Genomic DNA, 17,256 nt, shown 5'->3' on the forward strand with positions numbered 1-17,256 from the left:
GTATGCTAATGAACTTTTGGTTTAGCGTGGTAAATTGTTATCATGGTGAAGAGTATACAGGAGGAAAAGAGATTTGTCAAGTGGGTTATTAAAAAAAATTTGAGATCTACTTCGCGGATGCCTTGGAGAGCGCCGTTTTCACCGCCGATACGAGCGCCATGGAGGTGTACTGGGACCCGGCGGGGTATTCCAGACCTTCCAGACTCTGGTTTTCGAGGATCTGTTCTGAGATGAGATCCATGGCAGGAGCCATTAGAGGATACATAGTCTCAACGGAGTCGCTTAAAGGGACAAGGGACACGGAGCGGATCCCCGTGTGATCCACAGCGACCTCCACATTGACGTTCTCGCTGCCTAAAACGATGGGAGATGAATAAAGTCCCGGAACATATGTAACAGAGGCGGGAGCGGCCTGTGAGGAGCTCTCCGATGCCTGATCAGGAGCATCATGGGAGATGTTGTCCTTTTTAGGGCGGAACATAAAGAGAAACAGCATGATGAGGACGATGGCGAAGCCGATAAAAAGAGCCGTGTAGATGATCTCCTTCATCCTGAGGACGATGATCTTTGTTTTTGAACTCATAGAATAATAGATCCTTTTGGGAATGGTTTGTATTAATCATATGAGAGCGGATGAGAAAAAATACATGGCATTCCTTTTGCATGGCCCGGAGCATGGGCCGGAAGCCGGACAAAAAACTTGACATTTTTGTCCGGAACATATACGGTTTACATATCTGAAATTGAATAATGCCTGACCGGCGGAAATGCGGTCAGGGAGCAGGAGGACATAGAATGGGATTGTGCATGGTGATGGGCGGTTCCGGAGCCGGAAAAACAGAATATATCTATAGGAAGATCATCGAGCTGTCCATGAAGGAGCCGGATGGCCGTTTTTTTGTGGTGACGCCTGAACAGGCGACGATGCAGGCCCAGAAGGAGATCGTGAGACTGCATCCGAATCATGGAACGATGAACATTGATGTTGTGAGCTTTGAACGTCTGGCTTACCGGATTTTTTCAGAACTGTCGATTCCGCAGCCGGAGGTCCTGGACGATACGGGAAAAAATATGATCCTGCGGAAGCTTGCGGGGGAGAAGAAGGACGAACTTACCATGTTTTCGTCTCATCTGAACCGCCCGGGGTTTATCGGGGAGATCAAGTCCATGCTCTCGGAACTCTACCAGTACGGGGCAACTCCGGAAGACCTTAAGATCCAGTCGGCAGGAGACGGTGTCGGTCAGATCCTTTCGGCAAAGCTCTCCGACATGGAGGTGATCTTTGAGGCATTCCGGGAGTTCACAAAGGAAAAGTACATTACTCTGGAGGAACTTTTGGATGTGCTCTGTCAGGTGGCGGAGCGGTCGGAGCTTTTAAAGGACAGTGTTATGGTTCTCGACGGGTATACAGGTTTTACCCCGATCCAGTACCGGCTGATCGGAATCCTGTTAAAAATCTGCCGGGATCTCTTTGTGACGGTTTCTGCGACAATGGAGCCGGGACTGGATCTTTCTGCGGAGTCCGATGAGACCGATCTCTTTGATATGAGCAGGAAGATGACCGGAAAACTGAAAAAACTGGCGGAAGAAAACGGTATAAAAATCTACCGCGATCTGATCTTTTACAAACGTCCGCTGGTGCGCTTCCGGAACAGTCCTGCGCTCGACCATCTGGAACGGACGTTTTTCCGTTATCCGTATCCCAGATACCGCGGCGGCACGGAAGAAATCCTTCTCGTGCAGGCGAAAAATCCTGAGGACGAGGCAGACTTTATAATAAACAGGATCGAGACTCTTGTAAAAAAGAACGGATACCGGTATCGCGATATTGCTCTGGTATGCGGGGATCTTCCGGGATACAGCCGTGAGATCACCAAGAGCTTTGAGGAAAACGGGATCCCGCTTTTCCTCGATGAGAACCGGGATGTCTCCGGAAATCCACTGATCCGCCTGATCCAGAGTGCTCTCGATATCCTGCAGAAAGGATTTGATTACGAGAGCATGTTCCGATATCTCCGGACGGGACTTGTAACAGATCAGACTGAGAAAGTGGACCGGATGGAAATCTATGTGCGTGCGATGGGAATCCGCGGCTTTGCCAAATGGGATGCGGTCTGGGACCGGACGTTTGATGGCGGAGAAAATCTGAATCTTCTTGAAATGAATGCTTTTAAAGAGGAGATCATGGCGCCGCTGCGGCTGCTCCGGGAACAGTGCGGCGGCCGGGGAGTTCCGGTAAAGACAGTCACGGATGCACTGGCGGAGCTTCTGGAGATACTCGGCGCGGAGGAAAAGCTGGAAAAACTGTCGGAGCAGTTTAAAACTTGCGGTATGGACCGCGAGGCGAGAGAGTATGAGGAAATTTTCGATCTTGTCACGGAACTCTTTGAGAAATTTAAAAGTCTCCTGGGGGACGAATATGTGGCCAGAAGAGAGTACGCGGAGATCCTCTCCGCCGGTTTTTCAGAACTTTCTGTCGGGGTGATCCCTGCAGGCGCGGACCGTGTGGTCTGCGGAGACTTAAAGAGAACACGTCTCGACAAGATCAAAGTCCTCTTTTTCCTCGGAGTCAGCCAGGGAATTGTTCCGGCGGACCATTCAAAGGGCGGACTGTTTACCGACAATGAGAGGGAGATCTTAAAAAAGAATTCCATGGAGCTTGCACCGACCGCCAGGGAAGAGGGCTTTATGGAGCGGTTTTATCTGTATCTCATGATGACAAAGCCGTCCGACCAGCTGATCCTCTCCTGGCCGGCGGTGACGGCGGAAGGAAAAGAGATCCGTCCATCCGGCATGATCGGGGAGATGAAAAAGAGATTCCCGGATCTTGTGATCCATGAGAGCGGGGAGGAGAAATGTCCGGATGTATCCGTGACGGCAGCAAAAAAATCCGTGCTTTCCTGGCTGCAGGAGCCGGAGAAAATGATGGATCCGGCGCAGGAAGAGCCGAGAGTGCTTTACCGCTTTCTCTCCTCGGAGAAAGAGACGGAGGCCGAGATGGAAAATCTTGCAAAAGCTGTCGCCTATTCTTATAAAAAAGGAGAGATCGGCAGAACAGCTGCGCGGGAACTCTATGGGACACTGCTTCGGGGAAGTGTCACGAGAATGGAGGGATATGCGGCATGTGCCTATTCCCACTTCCTGAATCACGGACTTGGACTGCGTGCAGGAAAAGAGTATGAGCTCGATCTTTCCGATATGGGAAATCTGTTTCACCAGTCGCTCGATACGTTTTTCAGAAATATCCGGGATCACGGGAAGGATTTCAGAACGATCACGGATGCGGAGCGGCGGACTCTGGTAAGAAAAGCGGTGGAGGAGGTTTCTGCAAAGTACCGGAATACGATCATGAAAAGCTCTGCGAGAAATGCATATCTCGAAAAGAAAGTGGAGAGGATCACGGACCGGACCGTGCGGGCACTGATCTACCAGATCCGGAAGGGCGATTTTGAGCCGGAAGAGTTCGAGGTAGATGTCAGCACGAGGATCCCGCTGAAAGATGGGGAGGCGCTGAATCTCCGGGGAAGGATCGACCGGATGGATGTGTTTGAGGATGAGGATAAGGTCTATGTGAAAATCATGGATTACAAATCGGGAAGCACATCCTTTGATCTGGCGCTTTTATATCACGGACTGCAGCTTCAGCTCGTGGTCTATATGGATGCGGCGCTGAAAATGCAGGAAAACCGGCATCCGGGGAAGCAGGCGGTCCCGGCCGGGATCTTTTATTATCATATCGATGACCCTGTGATCGACCGCGAGGACGGGATGACGGACGAGGAGATCGAAGCCGGGATCCTGCGCAGGCTCAGAATGAACGGACTCGTGAACAGCAGTCTGGATGTGATCCGCCATATGGACCGGGACATCGAAAAGGAATCCGATGTGATCCCGGTTGCGTTAAAGGATGGATATGTCCAGGAGGTAAAGTCCTCTGTTGCCGGGGGAAAGCGGTTTGCCAGACTTGCAGATTTTGTGAACGGACAGCTGAAGACTATGGGCGGTGAGATCCTGGACGGAAATGTGGCGGTCAATCCGTATAAACAGGGAAACAGGACAGCATGTGATTATTGTCCATACCACAGTGTCTGCGGATTTGATCTGAAGACAGAAGGATATGGATTCCGCCGTTTCCGCCCGATGAAGGCGGAGGAGATCTGGAAGGAGATCGATCCGGAGAAATCAGATGAAAATGAGACAGAGGAACAGGAAAGCGGAAACAGAAAACCGGAACCGGGGAGACGCAAGGACGGAGAGGAGAAGATGTGATGGCGACAACATGGACGGACGAACAGTTACAGGTCATTGAGACGAGGCATAAGAATCTTCTTGTCTCTGCGGCCGCAGGAAGCGGAAAGACTGCGGTCCTCGTTGAGAGAATCATCCGCATGATCACAGATCCGGATCAGCCGGTGGACATTGACAGACTGCTCGTCATGACGTTCACCAACGCGGCGGCCGCGGAGATGCGGGAGCGTGTGGAGACGGCTCTCGGATCACTTCTCGACGAAGACCCGGGAAATAAAAATCTGGAACGGCAGAGCACGCTGATCCACCATGCGAAGATCACCACGATCGACAGCTTCTGCCTGAATCTACTGAGGGAACACTTCCACGAGCTGGATCTGGATCCGGGATTCCGGGTGGCGGACGAAGGCGAACTTCTGCTCTTAAAAGCCGATGTGATGAAAGAGCTCCTGGAGGAATATTACGGGAGAGAAGATGAGCGGTTCCTGCAGTTTGTGGACACTTATGCGTCAGGGCGGACGGACGGAGGTCTCGAGGACTATATTTTAAAAGTATGGGAGTTTTCACAGAGTAATCCGTGGCCGGGAGAGTGGATCGCCGCCTGCCGGGACGAGCTTTCGGAGAGCAGTGAGGAAAGTTCCGGGGAAAAAGGCGGAAAGGAACCGGCCTGGATGAAATTCCTGATCCGGGATGTGGGACGCCAGGCGGAGGAATTTCTGGATGGTCTTTATGAGGCAGCAGAACTTGCCGCTGAGGAGGACGGACCGCAGGCGTATGCTCCGATGCTGGCGGAAGATATTCGGGCAATGGAAATACTGAAAGAAGCGGAGACTTACCGGGAGATCGCAGATGGGATTGCCGGACTGAAATTCGGACGTCTGGCGGCTGTCAGGGGAAAACAGGTGGATCCGGAGAAGAAAGAGCGGGCGGCAGCGCTCAGAAATGCCGCAAAGGACGGCATCAAAAAGATGAAAGCCTTTTATCTTCCGGGTGATGTGGATTCTGTGTTTTCCGACATGGATGCCTGCCGGGGACCGATCCGGATGCTTCTGGAACTTGCGGAAGAATTTTCCGCCAGGTTCCAGGAGGCAAAAGAAGAAAAGAATCTGGTGGATTTCAATGACCTGGAACATTTTGCACTCGAAATCCTTACAGGCGGCAGTCCGGATCACAGACCGGGAGCAGTGGCGGATGAACTTTCGGGAATCTATGAAGAAATTCTCGTAGATGAGTATCAGGACAGCAATGAGGTCCAGGAGACACTGATCCGCTGTGTATCCAGAGAACGGTTCGGGACACCGAATGGTTTTATGGTCGGCGATGTGAAGCAGAGCATCTATAAGTTCCGACTGGCGAAGCCGGAGCTTTTTCTGGAAAAATATGAATCTTACGGGGATGAGGATGATCTGTACCAGAAGATCGAGCTCCATAAAAATTTCCGGAGCCGACGGGAGGTCCTTGAAAGCATCAATGATGTGTTTTATCAGATCATGACAAAGCAGTTGGGAAATATCTGCTACACGGACGATGCGGCCCTGTATGCGGGAGCAAAATTTCCGGAAACGCCCAAAGAAGGCCAGGCAAAGACGGAGGTCCTGCTCTTAAATACGGGAGATCCTCTTTTTGACGGCATGGATGAGGAAAAAGCGGATTACACAGCACGGGAAGCGGAGGCGAGACTGATCGCTGCAAAGATCCGCGAGCTGACTGATCCGGAATCCGGAATGCAGATCTATAACGGAAAGACCGGGCAGTATGAACGATTAAAGAAAAAGGATATCGTGATCCTTCTGCGGAGTCTTTCCGGATGGTCGGAGGAATTTTTAAGTGTTCTCGGTGCAGCAGGAATCCCGGCGTATGCGGAGTCCAGGACAGGGTATTTTACAGCGGTGGAAGTTGAGACGATGTTAAATATGCTGGCGCTCATCGACAACCCGATGCAGGACATCCCGTTAGCCGGAGTGCTGAAATCTCCGATCGGCGGAATGAAGGACCGGGAGCTTGCCATTGTGATGGCGGACTTTAAGCGGGATCCGGACCGCGGGGAAGATATCGGATTCTATGGGGCAGTGAAGCACTATCTGGAAAAACATGGGAAACATGATGAAACGATGACATCGGCCCGGACTGGGGAAGAGAGCGAAGAAGAGACAATCTTCCGGAAGCTGCAGACCTTTATGGATCTGCTTGCGGAGCTTCGGAGAGAATCCCTGTATCTTCCGGTCTCCAGACTGATCGGCCGTATCTTTGATCGGACAGGATACGACAAATATGCGGCTGCCATGCCGGCCGGGAAGACTCGGCAGGCAAACCTTGCCATGCTGGTACAGAAGGCGGAAGATTATGAGAAAACAAGCTATCAGGGGCTGTTTGACTTTATCCGCTATATCGAAAAACTGAAGAAATACAACACGGATTTCGGAGAGGCATCCCGGTCCGGGGAACATGATGATGCGGTGCGGATCATGAGCATCCACAAAAGTAAAGGACTGGAGTTCCCGGTCGTATTCCTCGCCGGATGCGGAAAAAAATTTAACCGCCAGGATGCAAGAGGGCGGATCCTGATCGACGAAGAGCTCGGGATCGCGGCAGATTTTCTGGATCCGGTGAAGAAAGTCAAGGCGCCTACTTTAAAGAAAAATGTGCTTGCAAGGCGCTCCAACCTCGAAAACATGGGGGAGGAGCTGAGAATCCTCTATGTCGCGATGACGCGTGCAAAAGAAAAGCTCATCATCACGGCGGGGGACAAGTACCTGGAGAACAAGATCGAAAAATGGGGAATGACCGGATCAGTGGGAGCACTGCCGTTTACCGTGCTGAGCGCGGCGTCCTCCTATCTGGACTGGATCTTGATGGCAGCCGGGGGCGCAAAAAGAACGATCGATGTGAAAAATGTCCCGATGAAGGATCTCCTTGTGGAGGAAGAAAAAAATCAGGAAGAGAAGGCAAAACTTTACCTGGAACTGGAACAACTCCGCGGGGAAAAGCCGGAAAAAATTCCGGAACTGATTCGGAAACCGTATCCGTTTGAGGCGGATCTTTCCCTGCATGCGAAGATGTCCGTCTCGGAACTGAAGATGCAGGGACAGTTCACGGATGATGCGGAAAGCGCGTTCCTGGTCCAGCCGGAGCGGGAAGGTCCGGCGGAAGAAACAGAACGGGGGCCAGAAGGAGAGCCGGAGAAATCTCCGGAAGCGGAAGAACGTCTGTCTGCCGCTGAGAAGAGGGCGCGTCAGAAACAGGCAACAGGCCGCGGTACCGCCTGCCACCGGATGCTGGAACTGATCCATTTTTCGGATATTTCCGGGTATGAGGATGTGAAAAAAGAATTTGACCGGGTTCTCTCTGAAAAGAGAATGCAGCCGGATGCGGTCCGCCTGGTGTCACCCGGCATGATCGCGAAGTTTTTCCGGTCCGGGATCGCCGGCCGGATGAAGATGGCAGACAGGCAGGGAAAACTGAGAAAAGAGAGCCAGTTTATCCTTGGAATTCCGGCCCGGGAGATGAAAGCGGCGGATTCGGATGAACTCGTTCTGATCCAGGGAATCATCGATGCATGGTTCGAGGAGAAGGACGGACTTGTGATCGTAGACTATAAAACCGACAGAGTGAAGGAAGGGGAAGAACAGACTCTTCTGGACCATTATCAGGTCCAGCTTCAGTATTATGCCCGGGCGCTCTCCCAGATCACAGGAAAAAGAGTGAAGGAAGCGGTCATCTATTCCCTGACGATCCAGAAGGAGATAAACGTACCGGTCGGGCAGTAGAGAAGGCGGCTGCGGAAGGCTGCCGGAGCTGACTGAAAAGGAAGGCTGCATAAAAAAGACTGCCCGATGTTGTGAAAAAAGGTTACTTTTCACGGGTAGGAATTTTCTGAACTGAAAATTCCGTATGATACCGTTGAGGTCGCGGATTTTGCCGATTTGGAATGCGAAGCATCGGCAAAATCCTGTTACAGTACGCGGGCATGGAGTGACCGTGTACTGTAACGAAAAAAGCGCCGGACAGTCTTTTTATGCAAACTTATTTATTCCGCGATGATCAGCTCTTTCGCATACGGGAGAGATGCGATCCAGTCGCAGAAGGTGTGCCACTCGGTGAGCTTATGATTCTTTCTCGCATGATAGATGTTCACGAGAGTCTCATAGTTCATCGTGCAGGTGCGCATCTGGTTGTAGCTGGACGGGAGGAGCTGGATCATATCGTACCAGTCCTCTTTGTTCTTGCCCTCGTTCATGTATTTCAGGCGGATCTGCTCAAGGCGGTCCACAACGGTCTGCATGTAGGCGAGAGTGTCCGGAGTCATATGGTCGTGGCTGAAATCGTCGATGTCGAACGGTTTGGAATGGATCTTGTGCATGGTACTCGTGGAGTTTGCGACGGTCGCCACTTTGTAGGTATCATATTCCTTCCACCAGTAGAGCGGAGCTGTAATGTCCACGGAGACGAAGATCTGGCGGATGAATTTGCGGTGGTCGCTTCCGGCCATGCGGAGACGTTTCGCAAGATCGATATCGTTCGGACCGAAGACGAAATTTCCATCCTCATCGTAGCTGCTGTCCATGCGTGCCCAGCTGTTCATCGGGTTTCTTGCGCCGCGCATGGCGTTCTCGAAATTCATGACGCTTGTGCGTTCAAATTTTATCATAATGGGTGTTCTCCTTCATAAAAAAGTCTGGCGGAAGAGAAAGTAGCGGAAGGATCTTCCAACCGTCTGTCCTGCGCCGGATGCTTTCCCTATTATAACGGGTTTTGTGGGAGGATACAAGATGAAAATTTAGGAGGATCACATGCTTTTTGGGCTGTTCTTCTGGGCAGATCGGGAATGCGGATATGACAGCTTGCGATTCAGGCGTCTTTTCGCTATAATAGGGAAAAAAGAAAGAAGAGTGGCTTTGCCATCAATATAAAGGAGGAAACAGCCATGAATATCATTGCGGCGGTGGATAAACACTGGGCGATCGGAAACAAGGGGAAACTTCTGGTGACGATCCCGGATGACCAGAAGCTTTTCCGTGAGGAGACAAAAGGAAAAGTGATCGTCATGGGAAGAAAGACGCTGGAAAGTCTCCCGGGCGGGCAGCCGTTAGCGGGGAGAGTCAATGTCATTCTCACGAGAGACGAGTCTTACAGGGCAAAGGGGTGTGAGATCTTTCATGATCTCTCTTCAGCCATGGAATATTTAAAACAGTTTGCGTCGGAGAATATCTACATTATCGGCGGTGCGGAGATCTACAGGGCGTTCCTGCCGTACTGCGACACGGCCCACATCACATGGATCGACTACGAGTACATGGCGGATACATGGTTCCCGGATCTCGACAAAGATCCGGACTGGGAAGTGACGGCGGACAGCGATGAGCAGACGTATTTCGACCTTTGCTATGAATTCCGGCGGTATGAGCGCACGGGAAAGAAGGCTCTGGCGCTGGGAGAAAAAACAGCTTCTTTGCTATGACGCATAAAAGTGATACAGAAATGCAGAAAAAACGCAAAACCGGAAGAATCGATGTTGCGTATCTGACAAAAAAATGTTACACTGAACTCAGTGTGTGTCAGTGACTTTGCAGACCCGGCTCCGATGGAGTGCGGGAGAATGATCTGAAAAGTTCTGTGTTGCAATCTGATTTCAGCTGCCGGAAAAGTCTTTTCGGCGGAACATGTTTGAGAAAACAGGAGGTATGGGATATGTATCCTATTTTAGAGGCAAAAAAGCTTGCGGATAAGATCTATCTGATGGTCGTAAAAGCTCCGAGAATTTCCGCAAACTGCAAACCTGGTGAGTTTGTGATCGTAAAGATCGATGAGAAAGGCGAGCGTATTCCGCTTACGATCTGCGACTATGACCGCGAGAAGGAGACGATCACGATCGTATTCCAGACAGTCGGTGCGTCCACAGAGCGTATGTCCACATTACAGGCCGGAGACTCTTTCCGTGATGTTGTCGGACCGCTCGGAAACCCGTCTGATTTCGTAAAAGAAGACATCGAAGAATTAAAGAAGAAAAAATATCTGTTCGTTGCGGGCGGTGTCGGAACAGCTCCGGTATATCCGCAGGTAAAATGGTTAAAAGAACATGGGATCGACGCTGACGTCATCATGGGATCCAAGACAAAAGATCTCCTGATCCTCGAGGACGAGATGAAAGCGGTTGCCGGAAACCTCTATGTGACGACCGATGACGGTTCCTACGGACATAAAGGAATGGTTACCGAGGTCATCAAAGAACTCGTAAATGAGCAGGGAAAGAAATATGACGTCTGTGTCGCGATCGGACCGATGATCATGATGAAATTCGTATGTCTCCTGACAAAGGAGCTTGAGATCCCGACAGTCGTAAGCTTAAACCCGATCATGGTAGACGGAACCGGAATGTGCGGTGCATGCCGTGTGACGGTTGACGGAAAGGTAAAATTTGCCTGCGTGGACGGACCGGAATTTGACGGACATGCCGTAAACTTTGATGAGGCAATGAAACGCCAGCAGATGTACAAGACAGAAGAAGGCCGTGCCCTTTTAAAACTCCGTGAGGGCGAAACCCACCACGGCGGATGCGGAAACTGCGGCAACGATTGATCGGTGATATGGAGGAAATGACATGGATGGAATGAAGAAAGTCCCGGTAAGAGAACAGGAGCCGAAGGTTCGCGCAACGAACTTTGAGGAGGTCTGTTACGGATATAATGAGGAAGAGGCTGTCGCTGAGGCGTCCAGATGCTTAAACTGCAAAAACGCGAGATGCGTTCAGGGATGCCCGGTCAAGATCGATATTCCGGCATTTGTAAAAGAAGTAAAAGAAGGAAACTATGCTGAGGCTGCAAAGGTGATCGGAAAATCTTCCGCACTCCCGGCTGTCTGCGGCCGTGTGTGCCCGCAGGAGAGCCAGTGTGAAGGCCAGTGCGTCCGCGGCATCAAGGGCGAGGCTGTTTCCATCGGTAAACTTGAACGTTTTGTTGCCGACTGGTCCAGAGAGAACGGGATCGTTCCGGAAAAGCCGGAGAAGACAAACGGCATCAAGGTCGCGGTCATCGGTTCTGGCCCGTCCGGACTTACCTGTGCAGGCGATCTCGCGAAACTTGGCTATGAAGTAACGATCTTCGAGGCACTTCACGAGCCGGGCGGAGTTTTAACATACGGAATTCCGGAGTTCCGTCTTCCGAAACAGGGCGTTGTACAGCCGGAGATCGAGAACGTGAAGAAACTCGGCGTTGACATCGAGACAAACGTAATTATCGGCAAGTCTGTAACCGTTGACGAGCTGATGGACGAAGAGGGCTACAAGGCAGTCTTCATCGGTTCCGGTGCCGGTCTTCCGAGATTTATGGGAATCCCGGGCGAGAACGCAAACGGCGTATTCTCCGCAAACGAGTACCTGACAAGAAGCAACCTTATGAAGGCGTTCCGCGACGATTATGACACACCGATCGCTGCTGGTAAGAAAGTTGCTGTTGTCGGCGGTGGAAACGTAGCGATGGACGCAGCGAGAACGGCTCTCCGTCTCGGTGCAGAGGTTCATATCGTATACAGAAGAAGTGAGGCAGAGCTTCCGGCAAGAGCAGAGGAAGTTCACCATGCAAAAGAAGAGGGGATCATCTTCAATCTCTTAACGAACCCGACTGAGATCCTGACCGATGAAAAGGGCTGGGTCAAAGGCATGGTCGTAAGAAAGATGGAACTTGGCGAGCCGGATGCATCCGGAAGACGCCGTCCGGTCGAGATCGAAGGTTCCGATTATACGATCGATGTTGATACGGTCATCATGGCGCTCGGTACTTCCCCGAACCCGTTAATCTCCTCCACAACAGGCGGACTTGAGATCAACAAGCATAAATGCATCGTTGCGGATGAGTCGAACGGAAAGACTTCCCGTGAGGGCGTATTTGCAGGCGGAGATGCTGTGACAGGTGCTGCTACCGTTATTCTTGCCATGGAGGCAGGAAAAGCAGGAGCGCGCGGAATCCACGAGTATCTGAGCGGTAAGAAAGCTGAATAAAAAAGTTGTGCCTGACGGAGCGCAGATACGTTCCGGCAGGCATCTGCATGAGAAATCGTGACAGAAAGAGCTGCCGTTGGAAGGGGATTCTTCCGTAGGCGGCTCTTTATACTATCTGGCCCCGGGGCGGCAGAATGGGACAGCCGCACCTTTTGCAGAGTAACATACGAAACGGAGGAAAAGAACATGAAGAGCCCCATGACCCAGGAACAACGCTACATAAAAATGACGGAAACCCCGATCTCCCGGCTGATCCCGAGCCTGGCGATCCCGACGATCATCAGCATGCTGGTGACTTCCATCTACAACATGGCGGATACATTTTTCGTGAGCCGGATCGGCACGAGTGCATCGGCGGCCGTCGGCGTGAGTTATTCGTTGATGTCTATGATCCAGGCACTTGGATTTACGCTCGGAATGGGAAGCGGAAACTATCTATCGCGGGTTCTCGGAAGCAGGGATGAGGAAAAAGCAGAGCGGATCGCTTCCACCGGCTTTTATTCCGCGATCCTGATCGGGCTCCTGTTCGCGGTCGTGTGTCTGCCGAATCTTGATGTGCTCGTGAGACTTTTAGGAGCTACGGATACGATCGCTCCTTACGCAAAGGATTATGCAAAGTATATCCTGATCGCAGCCCCGGTCATGACAGGGTCGCTGGCAATGAATAACCTGCTCCGTTTCCAGGGACTGGCTGTCTACGCGATGATCGGGATCACGACCGGAGGCATCTTAAATATGATCCTGGACCCGATCTTTATCTTCGGACTGGATCTCGGGATCTCCGGCGCCGCACTTGCGACTGCGTTCAGCCAGTGCATCAGTTTCGGGATCCTGTTTTTCCAGAGTCTTTTGAGAAAGGACTGTGTGCACCTGAAACCGGGAAAGATCACGCTTTCTTTATCCCTCTACGGTGAGATCCTTCACGGCGGGATCCCGTCCCTCTGTCGTCAGGGCATCGCGAGCATTGCGACTGCTGCGCTGAACCTTGCGGCAAACCCATTCGGGGATGCGGCGATCGCGGCTCTCTCCATCGTGAGCAGGTATATGATGTTCATCGGCTCCGCCATGATCGGATTCGGACAGGGATTCCAGCCGGTCTGCGGCTTCAATTTCGGTGCGAAGCGGTATGACAGAGTCCTGGAGTCCTTCTGGTTCTGTGTGAAGGTCTCGGTTGTCTTTCTGGCAGTTCTTGCAGTCGGAAGCTTTGTCGGTGCGCCGCAGATCATGCGTGCATTCCGGAAAGAGGACCTCGATGTGATCGAGATCGGGACCTGGGCGATGCGGTTCCAGTGCGTCACGCTGCCGCTGTCCGCCTGGATCGTCATGTCCAACATGATGACCCAGACGATCGGGTACGGGTTCCGCGCATCACTTGTCGCGTCCGGCCGCCAGGGACTTTTCCTGATCCCGGCGCTCTTCATCCTTCCGTCTGCATTCGGGATCCGCGGTCTGCAGTTATGCCAGCCGGTCGCAGATGCGCTGACATTTGTCCTGGGCGTGGTGATCGTTCTTGGAATTTTGAGGGAACTGAAGGAAAAGCAGAGGGAAGAAGTGCAGATGCAGCAGTAAAGGAATCCCGGACGAGGCGCAATTGCTGCTTCAAAAAGACGGAAATTTCTGAACCGGAGCTTCTGCAAGATACGGTTGAGCGTGAAGTTTTTGATGATGTCAACAAGTGAAAACACGATTCGCAGTTTTTCCCTTGTTATCGCGACAGTCGCCAAGGTCCCGCGCAAGCGCGGACTTTGGTTCGTTGTTCGCATAAATAGAAAAGCCCGGGGAATTATGATCCCCGGGCTTTTCGTATGATGCTTCGCAAGGAAGCGCCTGATTTTTTTAGAACTTACCTTCATCAGCAGCCTGCTGTACAGAAACAGCAACAGCAACGGTAGCGCCAACCATCGGGTTGTTGCCCATACCGATCAGACCCATCATCTCAACGTGAGCCGGAACGGAGGAGGAGCCTGCGAACTGTGCGTCAGAGTGCATACGGCCCATGGTATCTGTCATACCGTAGGAAGCCGGACCTGCTGCCATGTTATCCGGGTGAAGGGTACGGCCTGTGCCGCCGCCGGATGCTACGGAGAAGTACTTCTTGCCTTTCTCTACGCATTCCTTCTTGTATGTACCTGCAACCGGATGCTGGAAACGGGTCGGGTTGGTGGAGTTACCGGTGATGGAAACGTCTACGCCCTCTTTCCACATGATTGCAACGCCCTCTGTTACGTCGTTAGCACCGTAGCAGTTTACTTTTGCACGCGGGCTCTCCGGATCTGTGGAGTAGCATTTGCGGAAAACTTCCTCAACTTCGCCTGTGTAGTAGTTCATCTTTGTCTCAACATAAGTAAAGCCGTTGATACGGGAGATGATCTGTGCAGCGTCTTTTCCGAGACCGTTTAAGATAACACGGAGCGGTTTTTTACGAACTTTGTTTGCTTTCTCAGCGATACCGATCGCGCCCTCAGCGGCTGCGAAGGACTCGTGACCTGCGAGGAAGCAGAAGCAGTCTGTGTCCTCTTCCAGGAGCATTTTTCCGAGGTTGCCGTGTCCGAGACCAACTTTTCTCTGATCAGCAACGGAACCCGGGATACAGAAAGCCTGAAGACCTTCACCGATTGCAGCAGCAGCGTCTGCGGCACGGCGGCAGCCTTTCTTGATCGCGATCGCAGCGCCTACTGTGTAAGCCCAGCATGCGTTCTCGAAACAGATCGGCTGGATCTTCTTTACCTGGTCATATACGTTAAGGCCTGCATCCTTTGTGATCTTCTCAGCTTCTTCAATGGATGCGATGCCATAGCTGTTTAAAACGGAATTGATCTTGTCAATTCTTCTCTCATAGGATTCAAATAATGCCATTGTTTTCTTCTCCTTCCAATCATTCCTGACGCGGGTCAATGATCTTCACTGCATCTGCTACGCGGCCGTACTGACCTTTTGCTTTTTCGTAAGCAGTTGTCGGATCGTCGCCTTTTTTGATGAAGTCGGTCATCTTGCCGAGGTTTACGAACTGGTAGCCGATGATCTGGTCATCAGCGTCAAGAGCGATACCGGTAACATAACCTTCTGCCATCTCGAGGTAACGCGGACCTTTCTTTAAAGTACCGTACATCGTACCAACCTGGGAACGAAGACCTTTACCGAGATCCTCAAGACCAGCGCCGATCGGAAGACCTTCCTCGGAGAATGCACTCTGGGTTCTTCCGTAAACAATCTGGAGGAAGAGCTCTCTCATTGCTGTATTGATTGCATCACAGACAAGGTCTGTGTTTAATGCTTCAAGAATTGTTCTGCCCGGAAGGATCTCTGCTGCCATAGCTGCGGAGTGAGTCATACCGGAACATCCGATGGTTTCCACAAGAGCCTCCTGAATGATACCTTCCTTTACATTCAGGGTCAGCTTACAGGCACCCTGCTGCGGAGCGCACCAGCCAATACCGTGTGTCAGACCGGAAATATCTTTGATTTCCTTGGACTGTACCCATTTCGCTTCCTCCGGGATCGGAGCTGCGCCATGGTTTACGCCCTGCGCAACCGTGCACATCTGTTCTACTTCATGTGAATAAATCATGTTGAGACTCCTTTCAATATATGGTTTTTAATGCTCGTTAAAAAAATCACATCATACCCGTTCCATTTTCTCACAAAAATGAAGTTTCGTCCATACCTTTTTCCAAAATATTCAGGTTTTGGGAAGGAATTTCAACAGAAAAAAGAACCCCCCGGGTAGGAATAAGAATGGAATTTCTTATTGCGGAACATATTCTATATAGCGGAAAAACGATGGATCAAACCAATGAAATCCTGTTCATACAGGAGAAGAGAAAAGAGATTGTAAACCCGGGATTTCAGCGTTATACTAAAAGGAACGAAATATGATCGGGGCGGCGGTCAGATCCTGCCTGGTGCGGGAAACGGTCGGCGGCTCATGCAAAAAATAACGAGGTGGATCAATGAACCTTCATGAGGATGCAAAGATGAAAATCGAACAGAAGGAAGAAAAAGAACTGGAAATTCTCGGAGAGATCCTGGAAGCGTATGTCGATACGCCGATCAAAAAGGATGCGTTTCTGATCGGAGATCTTGGTCTCGATTCCTTTCTGATCGTATATTTTATATCGGAAGTAGACGACCGTTTCGGCACTGCGATCGAGATGCCGGAACATGTGGAGTATATGACGGTCCAGGATGTGCTGGATCAGTTAAACGGGAGAAAGTGACCGGCCAAAAAGGCGTGAAGCCGCAGCCGGATACCGGAAAGCGGCTCGTACAGCAGAACCGGAGGACAGGAGAAAATACATATGGAAAAAACACTGGAAGAGAAAAAAGAACTTGCTGCGAAGGTGATCGCGGCATTAAAAAAAGAGTATCCGGATGCGGACTGCACGCTGGATTACAACGAAGCATGGAAGCTTTTGGTCAGCGTGCGCCTGGCGGCCCAGTGCACGGATGCGAGAGTCAATGTGGTCGTTCAGGATCTCTATAAAAAATTCCCGGATGTGAAATCGCTGGCGGAAGCGGATGTGAACGAGATCGAGGAGATCGTCCGTCCCTGCGGACTCGGGAAGAGCAAGGCGCGCGATATCAGCGCCTGCATGAAGATCCTCTGGGAACAATATCATGGAAATGTGCCGGATGACTTTGACGCACTCTTAAAACTCCCGGGCGTCGGAAGAAAGAGCGCGAATCTCATCATGGGTGATGTCTTCGGAAAACCGGCGATCGTCACCGATACCCACTGCATCCGCCTGACAAACAGGATTGGTCTCGTGGACGGGATCAAGGACCCGAAAAAAGTTGAGATGGCGCTCTGGAAGATCATTCCGCCGGAGGAAGGAAATGATTTCTGCCACCGCCTCGTGGAACATGGACGGGCTGTCTGTACTGCGCGGACAAAGCCGTACTGTGACAGGTGCTGTCTGGCGGAGTTCTGTGAGAAGAACGGGGTCGAGTAAGGAAGGTTTGAGCTGTCATGAATCCATAAAAAGGTCAGAATGGAAAAGCGTCCATTCTGACCT

12 protein-coding genes are annotated in these 17,256 nt (G+C 51.5%); 8 read left to right on the forward strand and 4 right to left on the reverse strand.

Annotated elements, in window-relative coordinates; genetic code table 11:
• Positions 1–106: 106 nt before the first annotated feature.
• Positions 107–583 (reverse strand): hypothetical protein, encoded by a 477-nt coding sequence (locus FN001_RS05170; RefSeq protein WP_118529387.1) that lies wholly within the window; start codon positions 581–583, stop codon positions 107–109.
• Positions 584–795: 212 nt separating this feature from the next.
• Between FN001_RS05170 and addB the strand changes: the two genes are divergently transcribed.
• Both addB and addA read left to right on the forward strand, forming a co-directional pair.
• Positions 796–4,269, forward strand: coding sequence for a helicase-exonuclease AddAB subunit AddB (gene addB / locus FN001_RS05175; RefSeq protein ID WP_142411044.1), 3,474 nt, complete (start codon positions 796–798; stop codon positions 4,267–4,269).
• Positions 4,269–8,015, forward strand: a complete 3,747-nt coding sequence (gene addA, locus FN001_RS05180; RefSeq protein ID WP_142411045.1) for a helicase-exonuclease AddAB subunit AddA — start codon at positions 4,269–4,271, stop codon at positions 8,013–8,015. Before addB ends, addA begins: the two co-directional genes overlap by 1 nt.
• Before the next feature lie 260 nt (positions 8,016–8,275).
• Here the strand turns inward: addA and FN001_RS05185 are convergent, their stop codons facing one another.
• The gene (locus FN001_RS05185) at positions 8,276–8,896 is read right to left on the reverse strand and encodes a hypothetical protein (protein ID WP_118298539.1); all 621 of its coding nucleotides are present in this window, start codon (positions 8,894–8,896) and stop codon (positions 8,276–8,278) included.
• Positions 8,897–9,172: 276 nt separating this feature from the next.
• Between FN001_RS05185 and FN001_RS05190 the strand changes: the two genes are divergently transcribed.
• The 4 genes from FN001_RS05190 to FN001_RS05205 all read left to right on the forward strand — a co-directional run bounded on the left by FN001_RS05190 (position 9,173) and on the right by FN001_RS05205 (position 13,810).
• Positions 9,173–9,706 carry a dihydrofolate reductase gene (locus tag FN001_RS05190; protein ID WP_142411046.1) on the forward strand — a complete coding sequence of 178 codons (534 nt, stop codon included), beginning with the start codon at positions 9,173–9,175 and terminating at the stop codon, positions 9,704–9,706.
• Positions 9,707–9,936: 230 nt separating this feature from the next.
• The gene (locus FN001_RS05195; protein WP_142411047.1) at positions 9,937–10,824 is read left to right on the forward strand and encodes a sulfide/dihydroorotate dehydrogenase-like FAD/NAD-binding protein; all 888 of its coding nucleotides are present in this window, start codon (positions 9,937–9,939) and stop codon (positions 10,822–10,824) included.
• A gap of 22 nt (positions 10,825–10,846) precedes the next feature.
• Positions 10,847–12,241 (forward strand): NADPH-dependent glutamate synthase, encoded by a 1,395-nt coding sequence (gltA, locus tag FN001_RS05200; RefSeq protein WP_142411048.1) that lies wholly within the window; start codon positions 10,847–10,849, stop codon positions 12,239–12,241.
• 186 nt (positions 12,242–12,427) lie between these two features.
• On the forward strand, positions 12,428–13,810 hold the full coding sequence (locus tag FN001_RS05205; protein WP_142411049.1) for an MATE family efflux transporter: 1,383 nt from the start codon (positions 12,428–12,430) through the stop codon (positions 13,808–13,810).
• Between the two features lie 267 nt (positions 13,811–14,077).
• Here the strand turns inward: FN001_RS05205 and FN001_RS05210 are convergent, their stop codons facing one another.
• Both FN001_RS05210 and FN001_RS05215 read right to left on the reverse strand, forming a co-directional pair.
• The gene (locus FN001_RS05210) at positions 14,078–15,097 is read right to left on the reverse strand and encodes a GGGtGRT protein (protein WP_142411050.1); all 1,020 of its coding nucleotides are present in this window, start codon (positions 15,095–15,097) and stop codon (positions 14,078–14,080) included.
• Positions 15,098–15,116: 19 nt separating this feature from the next.
• Complete coding sequence (locus FN001_RS05215) at positions 15,117–15,809, reverse strand: iron-sulfur cluster assembly scaffold protein (RefSeq protein WP_118298532.1); 693 nt, start codon at positions 15,807–15,809, stop codon at positions 15,117–15,119.
• A gap of 406 nt (positions 15,810–16,215) precedes the next feature.
• On the opposite strand from FN001_RS05215, the gene FN001_RS05220 reads away from it, so the two are divergent.
• Complete coding sequence (locus tag FN001_RS05220) at positions 16,216–16,458, forward strand: acyl carrier protein (protein WP_185911846.1); 243 nt, start codon at positions 16,216–16,218, stop codon at positions 16,456–16,458.
• A gap of 81 nt (positions 16,459–16,539) precedes the next feature.
• Entirely contained in the window at positions 16,540–17,193 is a 654-nt protein-coding gene (locus FN001_RS05225; RefSeq protein ID WP_118298529.1) for an endonuclease III domain-containing protein, read from the forward strand.
• The last annotated feature ends 63 nt before the right edge of the window (positions 17,194–17,256 follow it).

The sequence above is a fragment of the Clostridium sp. Marseille-P7770 genome (genome assembly GCF_902143525.1).
In the GTDB taxonomy this organism is placed as follows: domain Bacteria; phylum Bacillota; class Clostridia; order Lachnospirales; family Lachnospiraceae; genus Pilosibacter.

Coding starts and splice junctions, on each gene's coding strand:
- FN001_RS05170 (WP_118529387.1), bottom strand. CDS start 583: ATGAGTTCAAAAACAAAGATCATCGTCCTCAGGATGAAGGAGATCATC.
- addB (WP_142411044.1), top strand. CDS start 796: ATGGGATTGTGCATGGTGATGGGCGGTTCCGGAGCCGGAAAAACAGAA.
- addA (WP_142411045.1), top strand. CDS start 4,269: ATGGCGACAACATGGACGGACGAACAGTTACAGGTCATTGAGACGAGG.
- FN001_RS05185 (WP_118298539.1), bottom strand. CDS start 8,896: ATGATAAAATTTGAACGCACAAGCGTCATGAATTTCGAGAACGCCATG.
- FN001_RS05190 (WP_142411046.1), top strand. CDS start 9,173: ATGAATATCATTGCGGCGGTGGATAAACACTGGGCGATCGGAAACAAG.
- FN001_RS05195 (WP_142411047.1), top strand. CDS start 9,937: ATGTATCCTATTTTAGAGGCAAAAAAGCTTGCGGATAAGATCTATCTG.
- gltA (WP_142411048.1), top strand. CDS start 10,847: ATGGATGGAATGAAGAAAGTCCCGGTAAGAGAACAGGAGCCGAAGGTT.
- FN001_RS05205 (WP_142411049.1), top strand. CDS start 12,428: ATGAAGAGCCCCATGACCCAGGAACAACGCTACATAAAAATGACGGAA.
- FN001_RS05210 (WP_142411050.1), bottom strand. CDS start 15,097: ATGGCATTATTTGAATCCTATGAGAGAAGAATTGACAAGATCAATTCC.
- FN001_RS05215 (WP_118298532.1), bottom strand. CDS start 15,809: ATGATTTATTCACATGAAGTAGAACAGATGTGCACGGTTGCGCAGGGC.
- FN001_RS05220 (WP_185911846.1), top strand. CDS start 16,216: ATGAAAATCGAACAGAAGGAAGAAAAAGAACTGGAAATTCTCGGAGAG.
- FN001_RS05225 (WP_118298529.1), top strand. CDS start 16,540: ATGGAAAAAACACTGGAAGAGAAAAAAGAACTTGCTGCGAAGGTGATC.